General features: G+C 40.2%; 18 protein-coding genes. 6 read left to right on the top strand and 12 right to left on the bottom strand.

The annotated features are described in order from the left end of the window. From lgt to LS67_RS05305, 6 genes are all read left to right on the top strand, one after another. Positions 1–903, top strand: a complete 903-nt coding sequence (gene lgt / locus LS67_RS05280; protein ID WP_034325515.1) for a prolipoprotein diacylglyceryl transferase — start codon at positions 1–3, stop codon at positions 901–903. Continuing rightward, a complete protein-coding gene (locus LS67_RS05285; RefSeq protein ID WP_034325517.1) occupies positions 900–1,232 on the top strand; it encodes a DMT family transporter in 333 nt (110 codons plus the stop codon). Before lgt ends, LS67_RS05285 begins: the two co-directional genes overlap by 4 nt. Before the next feature lie 10 nt (positions 1,233–1,242). Then, positions 1,243–1,560 (top strand): SMR family transporter, encoded by a 318-nt coding sequence (locus tag LS67_RS05290; RefSeq protein ID WP_034325519.1) that lies wholly within the window; start codon positions 1,243–1,245, stop codon positions 1,558–1,560. A gap of 19 nt (positions 1,561–1,579) precedes the next feature. Further along, on the top strand, positions 1,580–2,374 hold the full coding sequence (panB, locus tag LS67_RS05295) for a 3-methyl-2-oxobutanoate hydroxymethyltransferase (protein WP_034325521.1): 795 nt from the start codon (positions 1,580–1,582) through the stop codon (positions 2,372–2,374). After that, a complete protein-coding gene (ruvB, locus tag LS67_RS05300; RefSeq protein WP_052099806.1) occupies positions 2,374–3,435 on the top strand; it encodes a Holliday junction branch migration DNA helicase RuvB in 1,062 nt (353 codons plus the stop codon). The genes panB and ruvB overlap by 1 nt, the downstream gene beginning before the upstream one ends. 69 nt (positions 3,436–3,504) lie before the next feature. Further along, entirely contained in the window at positions 3,505–4,248 is a 744-nt protein-coding gene (locus LS67_RS05305; protein WP_034325523.1) for a carbonic anhydrase, read from the top strand. Positions 4,249–4,322: 74 nt separating this feature from the next. On the opposite strand, the gene LS67_RS05310 is transcribed toward LS67_RS05305, so the two are convergent. From LS67_RS05310 to LS67_RS05365, 12 genes are all read right to left on the bottom strand, one after another. Further along, the gene (locus tag LS67_RS05310) at positions 4,323–5,660 is read right to left on the bottom strand and encodes a class II 3-deoxy-7-phosphoheptulonate synthase (RefSeq protein ID WP_034325525.1); all 1,338 of its coding nucleotides are present in this window, start codon (positions 5,658–5,660) and stop codon (positions 4,323–4,325) included. 75 nt (positions 5,661–5,735) lie between these two features. Continuing rightward, positions 5,736–6,500: an SDR family NAD(P)-dependent oxidoreductase gene (locus LS67_RS05315; protein WP_034325527.1), complete on the bottom strand. Its 765-nt coding sequence runs from the start codon at positions 6,498–6,500 to the stop codon at positions 5,736–5,738. A gap of 19 nt (positions 6,501–6,519) precedes the next feature. Beyond that, positions 6,520–7,548, bottom strand: a complete 1,029-nt coding sequence (locus LS67_RS05320) for a S1-like domain-containing RNA-binding protein (protein ID WP_236096353.1) — start codon at positions 7,546–7,548, stop codon at positions 6,520–6,522. 10 nt (positions 7,549–7,558) lie between these two features. Next, the gene (locus tag LS67_RS05325; RefSeq protein ID WP_052082077.1) at positions 7,559–8,173 is read right to left on the bottom strand and encodes a DUF305 domain-containing protein; all 615 of its coding nucleotides are present in this window, start codon (positions 8,171–8,173) and stop codon (positions 7,559–7,561) included. Positions 8,174–8,255: 82 nt separating this feature from the next. Beyond that, entirely contained in the window at positions 8,256–9,020 is a 765-nt protein-coding gene (locus LS67_RS05330) for a DUF815 domain-containing protein (RefSeq protein WP_034325530.1), read from the bottom strand. After that, positions 9,001–11,304 (bottom strand): AAA family ATPase, encoded by a 2,304-nt coding sequence (locus tag LS67_RS05335; protein WP_034325532.1) that lies wholly within the window; start codon positions 11,302–11,304, stop codon positions 9,001–9,003. Before LS67_RS05335 ends, LS67_RS05330 begins: the two co-directional genes overlap by 20 nt. 9 nt (positions 11,305–11,313) lie before the next feature. Continuing rightward, positions 11,314–11,613 carry an ATP-dependent Clp protease adaptor ClpS gene (locus LS67_RS05340; protein ID WP_081951433.1) on the bottom strand — a complete coding sequence of 100 codons (300 nt, stop codon included), beginning with the start codon at positions 11,611–11,613 and terminating at the stop codon, positions 11,314–11,316. A gap of 251 nt (positions 11,614–11,864) precedes the next feature. Next, positions 11,865–12,422, bottom strand: a complete 558-nt coding sequence (locus LS67_RS05345; RefSeq protein ID WP_034325539.1) for a 2-oxoacid:acceptor oxidoreductase family protein — start codon at positions 12,420–12,422, stop codon at positions 11,865–11,867. Further along, positions 12,419–13,252 (bottom strand): 2-oxoglutarate ferredoxin oxidoreductase subunit beta, encoded by an 834-nt coding sequence (locus tag LS67_RS05350; protein WP_034325540.1) that lies wholly within the window; start codon positions 13,250–13,252, stop codon positions 12,419–12,421. Before LS67_RS05350 ends, LS67_RS05345 begins: the two co-directional genes overlap by 4 nt. A gap of 1 nt (position 13,253) precedes the next feature. After that, positions 13,254–14,378 (bottom strand): 2-oxoglutarate synthase subunit alpha, encoded by a 1,125-nt coding sequence (locus LS67_RS05355; protein WP_034325543.1) that lies wholly within the window; start codon positions 14,376–14,378, stop codon positions 13,254–13,256. Between the two features lie 9 nt (positions 14,379–14,387). Next, a complete protein-coding gene (locus LS67_RS05360; RefSeq protein ID WP_034325546.1) occupies positions 14,388–14,699 on the bottom strand; it encodes a 4Fe-4S binding protein in 312 nt (103 codons plus the stop codon). A 46-nt stretch (positions 14,700–14,745) separates the two neighbouring features. Beyond that, complete coding sequence (locus LS67_RS05365; RefSeq protein ID WP_034325548.1) at positions 14,746–15,693, bottom strand: malate dehydrogenase; 948 nt, start codon at positions 15,691–15,693, stop codon at positions 14,746–14,748. Between the last annotated feature and the right edge of the window lie 108 nt (positions 15,694–15,801).

Here is a 15,801-nt window from a genome sequence, read left to right on the forward strand (position 1 = left end):
TTGGAGCAATATAGCGTATGGAATAGAATCTATGAGTATATAAATCCTATCGCATTTGATTTTTTTGGTATAAATGTGCATTGGTATGGCATTATGTATGTTAGTGCTATGCTCGTTGCCCTCGGTGTTGCAAAGCTTTTTGTGAAATACAACAATGCCCGTTTTCCTATTACGCAAGAGCAACTCGATAGTTTTTTTATTTGGGTAGAAATTGGTGTGATTTTAGGGGGACGCGTTGGCTATGTGTTGGTGTATTCGCCACAGAGATGGGAATATCTAATGCAGCCTTGGCAGATGTTTAATCCCTATATGAATGGAGTATTTGTCGGCATTAGTGGAATTAGTTATCACGGCGCAGTGCTTGGCTTTGTGATTGCGGCATTTTTGTTTTGCTATTTCAAAAAGCAGTCTTTTTTGACCTTTATGGATTTATCCGCGATTTCTATCCCTCTAGGTTATGTGCTTGGGCGCATTGGTAATTTCTTTAACCACGAGCTTTATGGGCGTGTGGTGGAAAGTGATAGCCAAAGTATAGGCATACTTGTCAATGGCGAGTTGCGCTATCCTAGTCAGCTCTTTGAGGCTTTCAGTGAGGGTGTGCTTGTCTTTATTGCGCTGCTTGTAGTGTTGAGATTTACAAAAAGGCGCGGGATTTTATTTGTTTCTTATGGTATTTTCTACGCCTTAGCTCGATTTTCTTGCGAATATTTCAGGGAGGCAGATTCACAAATGGGATATTACGCATTTGGCTTATCAATGGGGCAGATTCTAAGTTTTGTAATGCTTATTGTAAGTATAGTGTTTTTTGTTGTGATTATGAAAAAGCCTTTAGAGGCTAGCCTCCATTCTGGTTTGGAATCTCGCAAAACAAAGGCACAAAACAAGCAAAGGAATAGTAAATGAGTCTAAAAAAAGCGTATATGTTTTTGGTCTTTGCCATTCTTACTGAAGTTTTAGCAGTAAATTTAATGAAAGCAAGCGAGGGTGATTATTGGGGGCTTATATGTATGTATGTCTTGCTTGTGCTTTCTTATTATTTTATGGCACTTTCACTTAAGAGAATCTCCGTGGGTGTGGCGTATGCGATATGGGAAGTGTTGGGTGCTTTATGCGTGGTGTGTATTAGTGTGTTTTATTTTGGTGAGGAGCTGTCTTTGGGGCAAAAAATCGGTATCGTGTGTGCCATTAGTGGTATTGCCTTGATAAATTATGCGGAAATTAAACGCAAATGAGGAGAGCAAAATGAGTTTAGCACTAGCATATGTTGTGCTATCAGCAATATTAGATGTGATTGCAAATTTATTTCTCAAAAGGTCTAATGTTTTCACACATAGGGGTTATACAATAGGCTGTATTCTTATGGTGTGGGCAGCTTTTAGTGTGTTGGTTTTGGCACTTGAAGATATGCCTTTGTCTGTGGCGTATTCTACTTGGGGAGCGGTAGGCATTATTGGCACGATACTTGGAGGCTATATATTCTTTAAAGAAAAGCTTGATACTTTGGGGTATATAGGTGTTGTTATGGTAGTATGCGGAGTGATTTTGTTGCATTGGGAATAGAATCTTCAAAGGAGAGAAAATGCTAGAGAAAAAGTTGAGCCTAAATGCCCTAAAGGCTAAGAAAAATATAGAGAAAATTAGCGCAATTACCGCATATGACGCGCTTATGGCACATATATTTGATGGTGAGGTTGATGTGATTTTAGTAGGAGATAGCCTCAATATGAGCTTTGGTGGGCAAAATGATACGCTAAGCCTTAGTGTGGACGAAATGCTTTATCATACAAAGGCAGTTTGTAGGGGGGTTACGCGTTCATTTCTTATTGCAGATATGCCTTTTGGAAGCTACACTACAACAAAAGAAGCACTTAAAAATGCGCGTAGATTCTATAAAAATACAACAGCAGATTCTCTAAAACTTGAAGTGGGAATGGATAAACTCCCTTTGATTAAGGCATTATGTGATGAAGGCTTTGCGATAATGGCGCATATTGGTTTAAAACCTCAATTTATGCGTTTTGATGGAGGATTTAAAGTAAAAGGTAAAGATAAGGCGCAATCCCAACAACTTATAGAAACCGCCATTGCTATGCAGGAAGCCGGAGTATTTGGAATCTTAGTAGAGGGTGTGAGTAAAGAATGCGGAAGTGCTATCACAAAAGCCCTATCTGTGCCGACTATTGGTATTGGTGCGGGGGTGGATTGTGATGGGCAGATTCTTGTATGGAGTGATGCCTTTGGATTTTTTGATGAATTTAAGCCAAAATTCGTGCGCCGCTATTGTGATGGCAAGAGTATTCTTAAAGATGCTATTAGAGCGTATGCTAAAGATGTAAAATCTCAAGCATTTCCAAGTGAACAAGAGAGTTATTAATGGAAAAAATCTCACTTCAAAAAGCACAGATTCAAAGCACGGAGATTAATCGCGTGGTTGAGGTGGAAAAAATGAGTTTTGATACCACTCAAGAATCTTCTTTGCGTCCAAATGTGTGGGAAGAATATATCGGGCAAGAAAAAATTAAGAAAAATCTCAAAATTGCCATCGAAGCAAGCAAGAAGAGAGGGGAGTGCCTAGATCATATCCTTTTTTTTGGACCTCCCGGACTTGGTAAGACAACTTTAAGCCATATCATTGCTCATCAAATGGGGAGCAATATCAAGGTAAGTGCAGCACCTATGATTGAAAAAGCAGGAGATTTGGCAGCAATTTTGACAAATTTAAGTAAGGGAGATATTTTATTTATCGATGAGATTCATAGGCTTAGCCCTGCGATTGAGGAGATTCTCTATCCTGCAATGGAGGATTTTCGCCTTGATATTATTATTGGTTCTGGTCCTGCCGCACAAACTATTAAGCTTGATATTGCGCCTTTTACATTGATTGGAGCAACTACTCGAGCAGGTATGCTTTCAAATCCATTGCGTGATAGATTTGGTATGAATTTTAGACTGCAGTTTTATGAAAATGATGAATTAGCACAAATTGTCTGTATTGCGGCAAAAAAAATGAATAAAACGCTCTTGCAAAGTGGAGCAGATGAAATTGCACGCCGCTCAAGAGGCACTCCACGCATTGCTTTGCGCTTGTTGCGTAGGGTGAGGGATTTTGCTGATGTGGGGATATATGCTAAAGAGAGCGAAATAAGCCTTGAATGTGTGCGTTATGCGCTGAATGAGCTAGGTGTGAATGAGCTAGGCTTTGATGAGCTTGATTTGCGCTATTTGCAGATTCTCGCGCAGGCACAGGGCAAGCCAATAGGACTAAATACCATTGCGGCGGCGATGAGTGAAGATGAGGCAACCATTGAAGATGTGATAGAGCCTTATTTGCTTGTAAATGCTTATTTAGAGCGCACAGCAAAGGGGCGTGTGGCAACTGCTAAAACCTATGAATTATTACAGATTCCAAATGTGATGCAAAAAACACTTTTTTAATATATTATTTTTAGATAGTTTTGCGCTAGAATAGCACTCTTTTATTTTTTGAATTTTAAGGAGAATAGTATGTTAAAGTTTTATGTAGCTATATGCTTGTTGTGTGTAGGTTTGTGGGCGAGTGAGGCTTCAGGTGTCCATTGGGGTTATGATGGGGAGAATGGTCCTAAAAATTGGGGAGACTTGGATAAACAATTTGTGTTGTGCAAGACAGGTAAGGCACAAACACCAGTTGATATTATTCCATCTCAAACAAAAAAGACAAAACAAAACATTGTTTTTGCTTATGATGAAAAGACACAAAATATTACTAATAATGGACATTCTGTGCAGATTGATTTAAAAGATAGCACTTCGTCTTTGCGATTTCATAATACAACCTACGAACTTATGCAATTTCATTTCCACACACCTTCCGAAAATCATATCAATGGTGTAACTTATCCGCTTGAAGTGCATTTTGTGCATAAAAATGCCAAGGGTGAATTACTTGTTGTTGGCGTTCTTTATAAGGAAGGAGCAGAGAATAAGGTATTTGATAAAATCATTAAGAACTTGCCTAAAGATGTTAATAATTCTAAGAAATTCCAAAACTTTGACTTTTTGTCTTTATTGCCAGAAAACAAGGGATATTATGAGTTTATTGGAAGTTTGACAACGCCACCTTGTAGTGAAAATGTGCAATGGGTAGTGATGAAAACTCAACCTGAAGTTTCTTCAAAACAAATTAAATCTTTAGAATCTGTATTGCACCATAATGCAAGAGATATTCAACCACTCAATAAAAGAGTAGTAAAATCCACAGAAGAGTAAAAGGTATTTGAATCTAAAAGAATAATTTAGATTCAAATACTCTAAGACTTTAGACTATAAAGTGCTTTAAAGTCTTAGCGATTTTTAATCATCTCTGCAATAAGAAATGCCATTTCAATGGCTTGTGTAGCGTTGAGGCGTGGGTCGCATTGCGTGTTATAATTGCATACCAAGCCTTCCTCCGTAATTGCTTGTGAGCCTCCTACACATTCTGTAACATCTGCCCCTGTCATTTCTAAATGAACCCCTCCAGCATAACTTCCGCACGCTTTGTGAATCTCAAAAAAGCTTTTGACTTCACTTAACACACTATCAAATACACGCGTTTTGTAGCCATTATTTGCCTTGATTGTGTTGCCGTGCATTGGGTCGCAACTCCACACAATCTCACGTCCCTCTTGGTTGATAGATTCTAAAAGTTTGGGGAAATTTTGCTTAATCTTATCCGCACCCATACGCACAATAAGATTAAGCCTACCACTTATGTTATTAGGATTGAGTGCATCGCAAATCCCCATAATATCTGCTTTTGTGGCATTTGGTCCAATTTTTACACCCACAGGATTTTTTACACCACGCAAAAATTCAATATGCGCTTCGTCAAGCCCTCTTGTGCGCTCTCCAATCCACAGCATATGAGCCGAGCAGTCATACCAATCGCCCGTGAGTGAATCTTCCCTGCACAGAGGCTCTTCATAGTGCAATACAAGGGCTTCGTGCGAGGTGTAAAACTCTGTCTCTTTTAGACTAGGGTGCTCTGGGCTAATGCCACAGGCTTCCATAAAATTAAGTGCCTGTGTGATGCGTGACGCAAGTTCCTCATATTTGCGCCCAAAGTCATTGTTTTTCACAAAACTTAGATTCCATTTATGTACTTGATTTAAATCTGCAAAACCACCTTGAGCAAAGGCGCGCAAAAGATTAAGTGTGGCAGCACTTTGATGATAAGCTTGAAGCATTCGCTCGGGATTATGTTCTCGAGCCTCTGGCGTAAATTCCATACCATTAATCATATCTCCGCGATAGCTTGGAAGCTCACATTGTTCATTAGATTCCATATCGCTTGACCTAGGTTTAGCAAACTGCCCTGCAATGCGTCCTACCTTAACTATCGGGCAAGACGCGCCAAAGGTAAGAATCGCACCCATTTGGATAATCACTTTAAATAAATCACGAATGTTAATTGCATTAAATTGAGAAAAACTTTCAGCGCAATCCCCGCCTTGGAGCAAAAAAGCTTCCCCTTTGCATACTTGAGCTAAACGCTCTTGCAAAGCCCTTGATTCACCTGCAAAAACAAGCGGTGGGTAAGATTTAAGCTGTGCTTCCACAGATTCTAAAAGTGCTTTATCCTTATAAGTTGGGTGCTGCTTGATAGGTTTATCTCGCCAACTTTGTGTAGACCATTGCATACTACTCCTTTGGTTACAACATAAAAATGAGAAAATTATTCTACCACCTTTATGAATACAATTATGTTAAATGCCCTATTTTTTGCCTTTATTTGTATTTTTATAGACATTTAATGCTGCTGGAGCTTGAGTAGTAGGCATTATTTCAAGCGTATTGATATTGATATGTTGAGGTAGTGAGGCAACCCATAGCACACTTTGGGCAATATCTTCAGGCATAAGTGGAGTTGTATCTTCATATACACTTTTTGCCTTAGCCTCATCACCTTTAAAACGCACTTGTGAAAATTCACTTCCACCGCATAGCCCGGGTTCAATATTGGTTACGCGAATGTTTTTATCATACAAATCTGCCCTTAAATTAAGGCTAAATTGCCTCACAAAAGCCTTGCTCGCGCCATATACATTGCCACCCGGATAAGGATAGTTTCCTGCGATTGAGCCAATATTGATAATATGTCCATAACCTTGCGCTACCATTTGAGGTAGAATCAAATGCGTAAGCTTAATAAGAGCTAGGATATTCACCTCTACCATTTCTTTCCAATCGCATATATCTGCTTTGTCTGCGCTACTTAATCCCAAAGCTTTTCCGGCATTATTCACAAGCACATCAATATTTTGAAATGGCGTTGGGAGATTTTGAAGTGCAGATTGTATATATTGTGTATCACTCACATCACATATTATGCTTTGGCAAGATTCTCCTAGGGTTTTTTGTAGATTCTTAATTTTATCTTGTCTCCTTGCCAAGATAATCACTCTATGGGAATGCGCCACAAAAAGCCTTGCAATCGCCTCGCCTATGCCCGAAGATGCACCAGTGATGAATGCAGTCATTTTTACTCCTTTGTTTGTATTATTTTATGCGCCTAAATATACCATTTTCTTTATCAAATGTGATTTGCCCCTCACGCACGAGCTCGTTTATGAATCTTTTAAAAAGCTTTTTGCTGATGTGGAATGTTGCAAAAATATCCTCTGGTGAGCTAGAAAAATCCAAGTGTAAGGGCATAGATTTTAAAATAAGTGATTTTATATCATCGCTGTGCGGGACAAAAAGTGTAAGGTTTAGTTTATTGTCATCACGGTAACCCTGCGTGTAGGCATCGATATATGTGCCAATCTCCACTTTTGTGTTTTGAGGAATGGCATCTGTAAAAAGTAACCCATAGTATTTTGGGGGTGTTTGTTCGGGTAGATTCTGTAATTGTGCGCTATGCTGTGAATATTGTCTTTGAGTTGGGTTTTTGTCATTTTGTATAGAATCTACAAGTTCCACAACACAGCCAAAGCCAAGCGGTGTGCGCTCAAATACAAAGGCTTTTACTTGTGTGTGTGGCGGGATATGTGAAATTTTGTGCAAAAATGATTTGACATTTTTTGCGATGAGGCGTGATTGTTTATCGAGTGTGAGAATCACAGCGACTTCTTGATGTAGTGCGAAATGTGAGGGATTCTTAGTGGGCATAAAAATATCTTTATTGATACCAATATCCAAAAAACAACCAAACGCGTTATGTCCTACGACTTTGAGTATAGCAATATCATCGCGTTGTGCCTTTGGGTGCTGGGTGGTAGCAATAGGGCGGTCATCTGAATCTGTATAAACAAAGACTTTGAGCACATCGCCAATTATACTTTGCGATGGGAGAAATTTATTTGGCAAGAGCACTTGTGTTACAGAATCTTCATTTGTTTTTGCGTGAGATATATACTCTTTGTCAATCTGTGATTGTGCTTTGTTTTGAATAATCTCTTGTATGTGGGGTTGCGAGGGTGTGAGATATGCGCCGTGCGGACTTAGGCGCGAAATACAAAGATTCTGAATCCGCCCCATAATAATTGTATTTGGGGCATTGCTTGTTTTATTTTTAGCTTGATACATACTCGTATGCTTACTTCTTTGTTGGCGGGGCAAGGGCTTGGAGTGATTGGAGGATTTGCTCGTGGGTGGCAAGCATTTGTTCGGCGATTGCCTTTATTTCCTCGATTTGTGTGTATTGCAAAATTGCCTTTGATATGCTGACAATATGTTGCTGGTATGGGGTGAGCATAAGGACAAAATTTGTGCTGATATTTCTACCGAGGTCTAGCCCATCAAGTGTTTCAATTAAAGTTGTCTTATTGTTTATGTTTTGGTTATTAAAAAGCGTTGCTTCTTTTGGGCTATATAGTCTTTTTTGCTCCGCAATTTGTGGCAAAAGTGATGTGAGAGTGGCAATTTCATTTTTGTAGCTCTTGGTAATATTTTGTGCAATATCAAGCGTTTTTTTGTGCGTGGAGTGTTTGATAAAAAATGTAGAGGTATCTGCCGCACCTTGGAGATACACCATTAGGGTGCGGAGATAGTTTAAGTCGAGATTGTCCCCGCTGTTGAAGTTATCATCTTCTATGGATTGGAGGAGAATCTCACGCATTTGTGTGCTGTCTGGATTCTGCACGGGCATTACATTATGCGCAAAGAGCGTGCAAGTAATCATACAGGCAAATAAGCAAGATAGAATACGCATAGAATCTCCTTTTATGTGTGGCAATCATAGCTAAAAAGTTTGTCTCATCTGTAAATAATAGCTTAATTCGCTAGAGTCGTATTTATAGAATCTTGTTGCGATAGAGGATACAAAATTCTTGCGCTATGCGGGGAGAACACGAGCCTTTGAGTGTGCTAAATCGCATCGCTCTTGTTTGAATTTCATTATCAAGCTTTATGTTTAGAATCTGTGCTATTAGCTCCAAATACTCTGCGCGAGAAAAAGCATAGAATCCTATACTTAGTCCAAATCTATCACTAAGGGAGAGAATCTCATCTTGTGCGTCATTAAGATGGAGTGTATCCTGCGGGTAAGATTCACTCACTAAATGGCGATAGTTTGAAGTCGTGTATAAAAGCACATTATGCGCTTTATTTTCAAACGAGCCTTCAAGGATACTTTTTAATGACTTGTAGCTATGGTCGTTAGATTCAAAACATAAATCATCGCACACGATGACAAATTTATAGGGCAAATCACGCACACAATCCTGCACCATAGGCAAGATTCCAAGCGATTCTTTGTTTAGCTCAATGACACGCAAAATAGAATCTTCGCGCAAAAATTGAGAAAGAGTGAGCTTTAAAAGTGAGCTTTTGCCACAGCCTCTAGCACCCCAAAGCAAGGCGTGAGAGGCTTTTTTATCCTCTAAAAAAGCTCGGGTGTTGTGTGAGAGAGAGAGCATTTCTTTCTCTAAGCCTACAAGCGTGATGTTTGCCTTAAAATCATTGATTGGCTTAAAATATCCGCCAAAACCATCAAATGCGGGGCGATACACGCAGGCTAGATGCGAATCCCAGCAAAAATTAAAGAGATTTGGCAACATCTTTTTTTGCTCTTGTTTTTTGCGATTTCTCGCATAGGAGCTGAATGCGCGATTGGTTAGTGTTTGTTTTATCGTCTGCTTGGTTTGTGGCTTTAGAATCCGCCTTTGTTTCTTTGCGGAGTGTGATTTTCACATTGCCACCCTTTTTGAGCGCACCAAAGAGAATCTCATCACTCAAAGGAATTTTTATTTCATTGTCAATGATTTTTTTCATCTCGCGTGCACCCAGTGCCTTATCCATACTCTGCGAGGCAAGATAATTGAGGGCTTTAGAATCTATGGCAAGATTGATATGGCGATTTTTGAACGAGAGGGCAAGGTCGTTAATGTATTTTTGTGCGATGAGCGTGTATTCCTTGATAGTAAGTGGATTAAAATGAATGACACTATCGATACGACTGCGTAGCTCTGGTGAGAATAGAATCTTTATCGCGCTATCATTCTTGCTTTGCATATCCGCCCTAAATCCTAGTGTATTTGCCTCTTTGCTCCCGGCATTGCTCGTCATAATAACAATAACATTTTTAAAATCCGCCTTATTGCCGGCATTGTCTGTCAAACTTGCAGAATCTAGAATCTGCAATAACACATTGTAAATATCACTATGTGCTTTTTCAATCTCATCAAGCAAAAGCACACAATGAGGATTTTTACGCACCGCATCGACAAGCAAACCACCCTGCTCAAAGCCCACATATCCAGCAGGCGCACCAATGAGGCGGGAGATAGAATGAGGCTCCATATATTCGCTCATATCAAATTTGACAAAGCCAATACCTAGAATCTTAGCCAATTCTTTGGCGAGTTCAGTTTTACCCACGCCGCTAGGTCCAGCAAAGACAAAACTACCGATTGGCTTGTTACCCTCGCTTAGTCCGGCTTTATTTTTCTTTATTACATTGCTAAGTTCCTCAATCGCCCTATCTTGTGAGAATATACGCTCTTTGAGCTTGCTTGATAGGTGCAGAAGCGACTTACTTTCATCTGTGCTAATGGAGCTTTTGGGGATATGCACGCTTTTGCTAAGGATAGATTCTATATCTTTTATGGTGATTGTGGGTGTGGAGTGTCTATCTGTGCGGTAAATTTTGCTATTTGCTCCCACTTCATCGAGCAAGTCAATCGCCTTATCAGGCAGAAACTTATCACTTATGTATCGCGCGGATAAATCCACACAGGCTTTGAGCGCACTTTTGGTGTATTTGATATGATGATAGGATTCATAAATGGGTGCTAATCCCTCTATGATTTTATAGCAATCTTCAATGCTTGGCTCTTTGACTTCAACCTTGCTAAAGCGGCGAGAGAGGGCTTTATCCTTGTCAAAATGTGTTTTAAACTCATTGAAAGTTGTTGCGCCAATACAGCGCAATGTGCCATTGGCAAGGGCGGGTTTGAGGAGATTTGACGCATCAAGACTTGAACCAGAAGTAGCCCCTGCGCCCACGATGGTGTGAATCTCATCAATAAATAATATGCTATGTGGGATTTGAGCTATTTCTTTAAGCACACCCTTAAGACGTTTTTCAAAATCGCCTCGATACTTACTCCCTGAAATCATTGCTCCCATATCAAGTGCAAAAACTTGAGCGTTATGCAATGTTTTTGGTAATCTTTTGTGATAAATTTCAAGCGCTAAACCCTCTGCTATGGCGGTTTTTCCCACACCCGGTTCGCCTACAAGGATAGGATTATTTTTCTTACGCCGACAGAGTATCTCACTCACACGCCATATTTCTTCCTCGCGTCCAATGACGGGGTCGATTTTGCCCTCTCCAGCAAAGTGAGTGAGATTCTTTGTGTATTTTGCGAGGTAGTTTTCTAGCGATTCTTTTGAATCTGGCTCCGTATCTTGAATATCTTGATTTTGCTGCGTAATTACCTCTAGCACACTTAGGCGGTCAATGCCCTGCGACTTTAGAATCTGTGTGCTAAAGCTCTGACTCTCCTCCATAATTGAAGCGAGTAAATCACCTACATCAATATTTTGTCGATTACTATTTTGGGCGTGTTTAACCATTGTTTCAATGATTCTATCAAGGGCGGGTGTTTGGACAGGATTTTCTGTAAGCTCGTGAGAGAAGGGCACGTATTTTTGTAGATATAGGCTCGTCATTCGGCGCATTTCCTTGATATTACCACCACATCGTTTGAGTATAGACCTGCCTTGTGTGTTGTTTAAAGTTGCGAGAAAAATATGTTCGGTAGTTATGATATTATGACGCATTTCCCTAGCAATATCAAATGAGTCACTGAAAATAAGCGTAAGATTCTGTCCTATCATTTGCTACTCCTAAGGCATTTCCTCGACAATAACGCGCAATGGATAGGATTGCGCTTTTGCCTTTTGACTGACAATTTGGCTTTTGAGTTCAGCAATATCATAGGTGTATATACCACACACGCCCTTACCCTCATTGTGAATCTTGAGCATAATCGTGGTGGCTTCATCGGAAGTTTTATCAAAGACCTCGATGAGAATTTGTGTAACAAAATCCATAGCAGTATAATCATCGTTCAAAAGCAATACACGATAGAGCTTTGGTTCTTCAAGCAGTAGGTCTGTATGCGTCTGGGTGTCTGTATATGCCACAAAAATCCTTTAAGATAAAATGCCCGTATTTTAGCATAAATTCATAACGCATTGCTTATGTTATTGTTTCTCTCAAATCTGCTTATGAATCTGTCTGCGCTATATTGCGTGGAAAGTGAAAGTAGGGGAGTGTGGAAATAGTAGATTCACGCAACTTGATTAGATTTTTAAAGGCTTTAATCAAAGATAATGCAATGTTTTCTAAAAGTTTTGCTTAAAAGAGTTGTGTCTCTTTTAAGCTTTGCCTAAAACTAGGCTTTTTCTTGTGCGATTTTGGCGTATTTTTCGCCTAGCTCAAACGCCTTTTTATTTGCTTCTTGCACTTTAGCAGGGACTTTTTCAATCATTGTCTCAAAGACAAGGTCTCTATCTACACATTTTGTAAAAGCAGTTGTAATGGCAAGTGCCACAACCGATTGTGTTACGACATTTCCCACCTCTTCTTTTGCGATTGTGATGATAGGAATCTCATAAATTTTAAATTTTTTTCTGTCCTCATCACTTGGGCGCACGAGGTTTGGCTCGACAACAATCACGCCTCCTTCTCTCACGCCATTTTTAAACGAGTCATAGCTTACCTGCGCAGTAGAGAGCATAAACTCAATTTCGCCCTCATTTGCATAAGGATAGAGAATCTCCTCATCACTAAGCAATATATCCACCTTTGTAGGACCTCCACGCACTTGGCTTGTATAAGTAGCCGCCTTTACGCCATAGCCCTTATCTTTGATTTGCGCTTCAGCGAGAATCTCTCCTGCCAAAAGCACACCTTGTCCGCCTACACCGGTAAATCGTAGTTGATGTATCATTTCGCACCCCCTGCTTTAGCTTGAGCTTTAGCAATCACGCCATCATACGCCTCTGTGTATTCGATTTTGTCAGTTTGATGTTTGAGCACACCTGTGGGGAATTTACCCACTTGTTCTTCTGGTGAGAGTGCATCAAATTTAGTTTTTGACACAAGGCGAGATTCTATCCATTTAAGCATAGAAGTTGCCTCACCCATTTTGTTTTTGCGCCCGAGATTGATATGGCAGTTACTATGAATATCAAAGAAACTAAAGCCCTTATGCGTGAATCCCTCCATAAGCACTTTTTCAAGCTTTTTGGGAGAAAGCACACTTTCCCTAGCGACAAAAGTCGCCCCCGCAGCACTTGCCATTTCGCAAGGATCAAAATTTGGGTCTATATTGCCATATTGAGCCGTAACAGTCCAAAAGTCTTTTGGCGTTGTGGGCGAGGTTTGGGAGTTTGTAAGTCCATAGATGAAGTTATTAATCATCACAAGATTCAAATCAATATTGCGGCGACAAGCGTGTATCGTGTGGTTACCACCGATTGCCATTGAATCTCCATCGCCTGAAATAACAATAACCTTCTTATCCGGATTGGCAAGCTTGATACCCGTAGCATACGCCATTGTGCGCCCGTGCGTAGTATGCACTGTGTTGCAATTTACATACGAGCTAAAGCGTCCAGAACAGCCAATACCGCTTACGATACAGACATCATTCATATTCCAACCAAGCGAATCAATAGTGCGTATAACGCTTTTTAGAATTACGCCATCACCACAGCCCCAGCACCAAAGTGTGGGCATTTTGTTTATTCGTAAATATTCTTCGTAATTAAAAGCCATCTTAGAACTCCTTGATTTTTGTGATAATTTCTGTTGGAGAGATACTGCGACCATTTGCTTTGCCAAGGAATGTAATGTCTTTTTGCATAATGTGCTCTACCTCCTGTCTGTATTGTCCCTTATTTAGCTCAATCATCAATATCTTGCTAAACTTCTTGCCTAGAGCCTTAAGCTGTTTTGCAGGGCTAGGCCAAAGTGTGATAGGGCGGAAAAGCCCGACTTTGATATTTTGCTTACGCAAAGAGTGGATAGCTTCTTTTACAGAGAGTGATACCGAACCATAAGCGATGATAACAATATCTGAATCATCAAGCATATATTCTTCGTACTCCACAATATCATCAACGCGAGATTCTATTTTGTTAAAGAGTCTATCAATGAGATCTTGCGAGAGTTTTTCGTCTTCAGTTGGGAATCCGCTCCCGCTGTGATGAAGCCCTGTAATGTGGTATTTGTAGCCCTTGAAGAATGGATTCAAAATGGCTGGTTCATCTTGTGGCACTGCATAAGGCTCATAATCTTTAGGGTCGCCTTTAAACTCTCGTCTATTGCAGATAGTTGGCTCAATATCCTTAAAATCAGGAATAAGCGTCTTGCCGTGCATATGTCCTATGGTTTCATCAAGGAGCAAAAATACAGGCGTCATATATTTTTCGGCGAGATTGAAAGCACGGATAGTCTGTGTGTAGGCTTCCTGTAAATTTCCAACTGCAATAGCAATAGAGCAAAAATCCCCGTGGCTTGGCGATTTAGCTTGATTTACATCGCCTTGTGATACACGCGTAGGAAGCCCCGTAGAAGGACCACCGCGCATTACATCAACAACCACGAGTGGAATCTCTGCCATAAAGCCATAGCCGATTTGCTCGGATTTGAGCGAAATCCCCGGACCCGAAGTAGCAGTCATCGCCTTTGTGCCGCTCATAGATGCACCCAAAGCCACAGCAATACCGCTAATTTCATCTTCCATTTGGATAAATTTCCCACCAATTTTTGGTAACTCCACGCTCATTTCGTGGGCAATTTCACTCGAAGGTGTGATAGGATACCCACCAAAAAAACGACAACCAGCCTCTCTCGCAGCCAAGGCGACAAGCTCATTTCCTCCTGTAATTAACTCACGCATACTTTCTCCTTACACTACCATAAATTTATTTTCTTTGATTTTTGCTGCTCTCTCTTGTGCTTCTTTGCTGACTTTGGCAAATTTAAACTCCTCTTTATCGGCAACAAAGATAGCAAAATCTGGACAATGCAATTCGCACTCTCTGCAGCCTATGCAACTCTCTGGATATGCCACAGAGATGATTTTGCCTAGAATCTTATGCTCATCTTTTCTCATACCCAAAACGCCACTTGGACAAAGTGATACACATACATCACACGCCTTGCAACGCGTCTCATCAACCCATACCGGCACATTTTGCGGTGCTTTTTTAATACCCATTTCCCTTCCTTTCTTTTAGTTTGAACTTAAGTGTATGGTAGATTCTCTATCCTAACAATTTGTTATTTTTAAGAATCTCAACTTGTTTTTTGATACCCTGTGCGGAGATTTTTAACATTTCCCGCTCTTGATCGTTTAACTTTAGCTCTACAATATGTTTTACTCCTTTTTTGCCAAGTTTGATAGGAAGTCCAAGATAAATGCTTTCCATATCGTATTCACCCTCTGTATATACGCTACATACGAGCACATCATCACTTGGTGAATCAATTAACTCAAGCATTCTTACCACCGCACTCGCAGGAGCAAAATACGCACTTCCTTGTTTATAGTAGCCCACAATCTTTGCCCCACCACCTTTTGTTTGCGCTATCACTTCTTTTTGCATTTGTGAATCCAGCACATCAGCCAAAGTTTTGTCATTGCATACACAATGGCGCAGTAGTGGCAGCATATCATCGCTATGCGCTCCTATCACGCAAGATTCTATATGTTTTGTAAAATCATTCAAAACAACCTTGCTTTCATAGGCAAGTCTAGCACCATCGAGTATGCCAGCCATACCTATCACGCGATGTTTTTCGAATCCACTCCATTGCTTTGCGACAAGACACATACTATCAAGCGGATTTGATACGATGATGAGTATCGCATTTGGGGCAACTCTCGCGACATTTTGTGCGATTTCTTGCACAATCTCCGCGTTTTTGAGCAATAAATCATCGCGAGTCATTTGTGGTGTGCGTGGGAATCCAGCTGTAATTACCACCACTTCACTTTCTCTCAAATCCTCATAAGATTCGCAGCCTTTTACACAAACAGGGATATTAAAAATCGCGGCAGCTTGTGAAATATCAAGCCCAACTCCCTTACAGCGAGGCAAATCAATACTAAAAAGGAGAAACTCTTTTGCCAAGCCTCTCATCGCTCCTAAAAACGCAATATGAGAGCCGACATTCCCAGAACCGCCTATGATGGCTATTTTATTAAACATCTTTGTCCTTATCAGTTGTGCCATATTTACTTTTTGCAATGTTACTACAAAGTCAAAATCTTACAAAAGTTAAACAAAAATTTTAACTTGCTAACTATGAAACAATTT

Origin of the sequence: Helicobacter sp. MIT 03-1616, from assembly GCF_000765685.2 — a bacterium.
In the GTDB taxonomy this organism is placed as follows: Bacteria; Campylobacterota; Campylobacteria; order Campylobacterales; family Helicobacteraceae; genus Helicobacter_C; species Helicobacter_C typhlonius.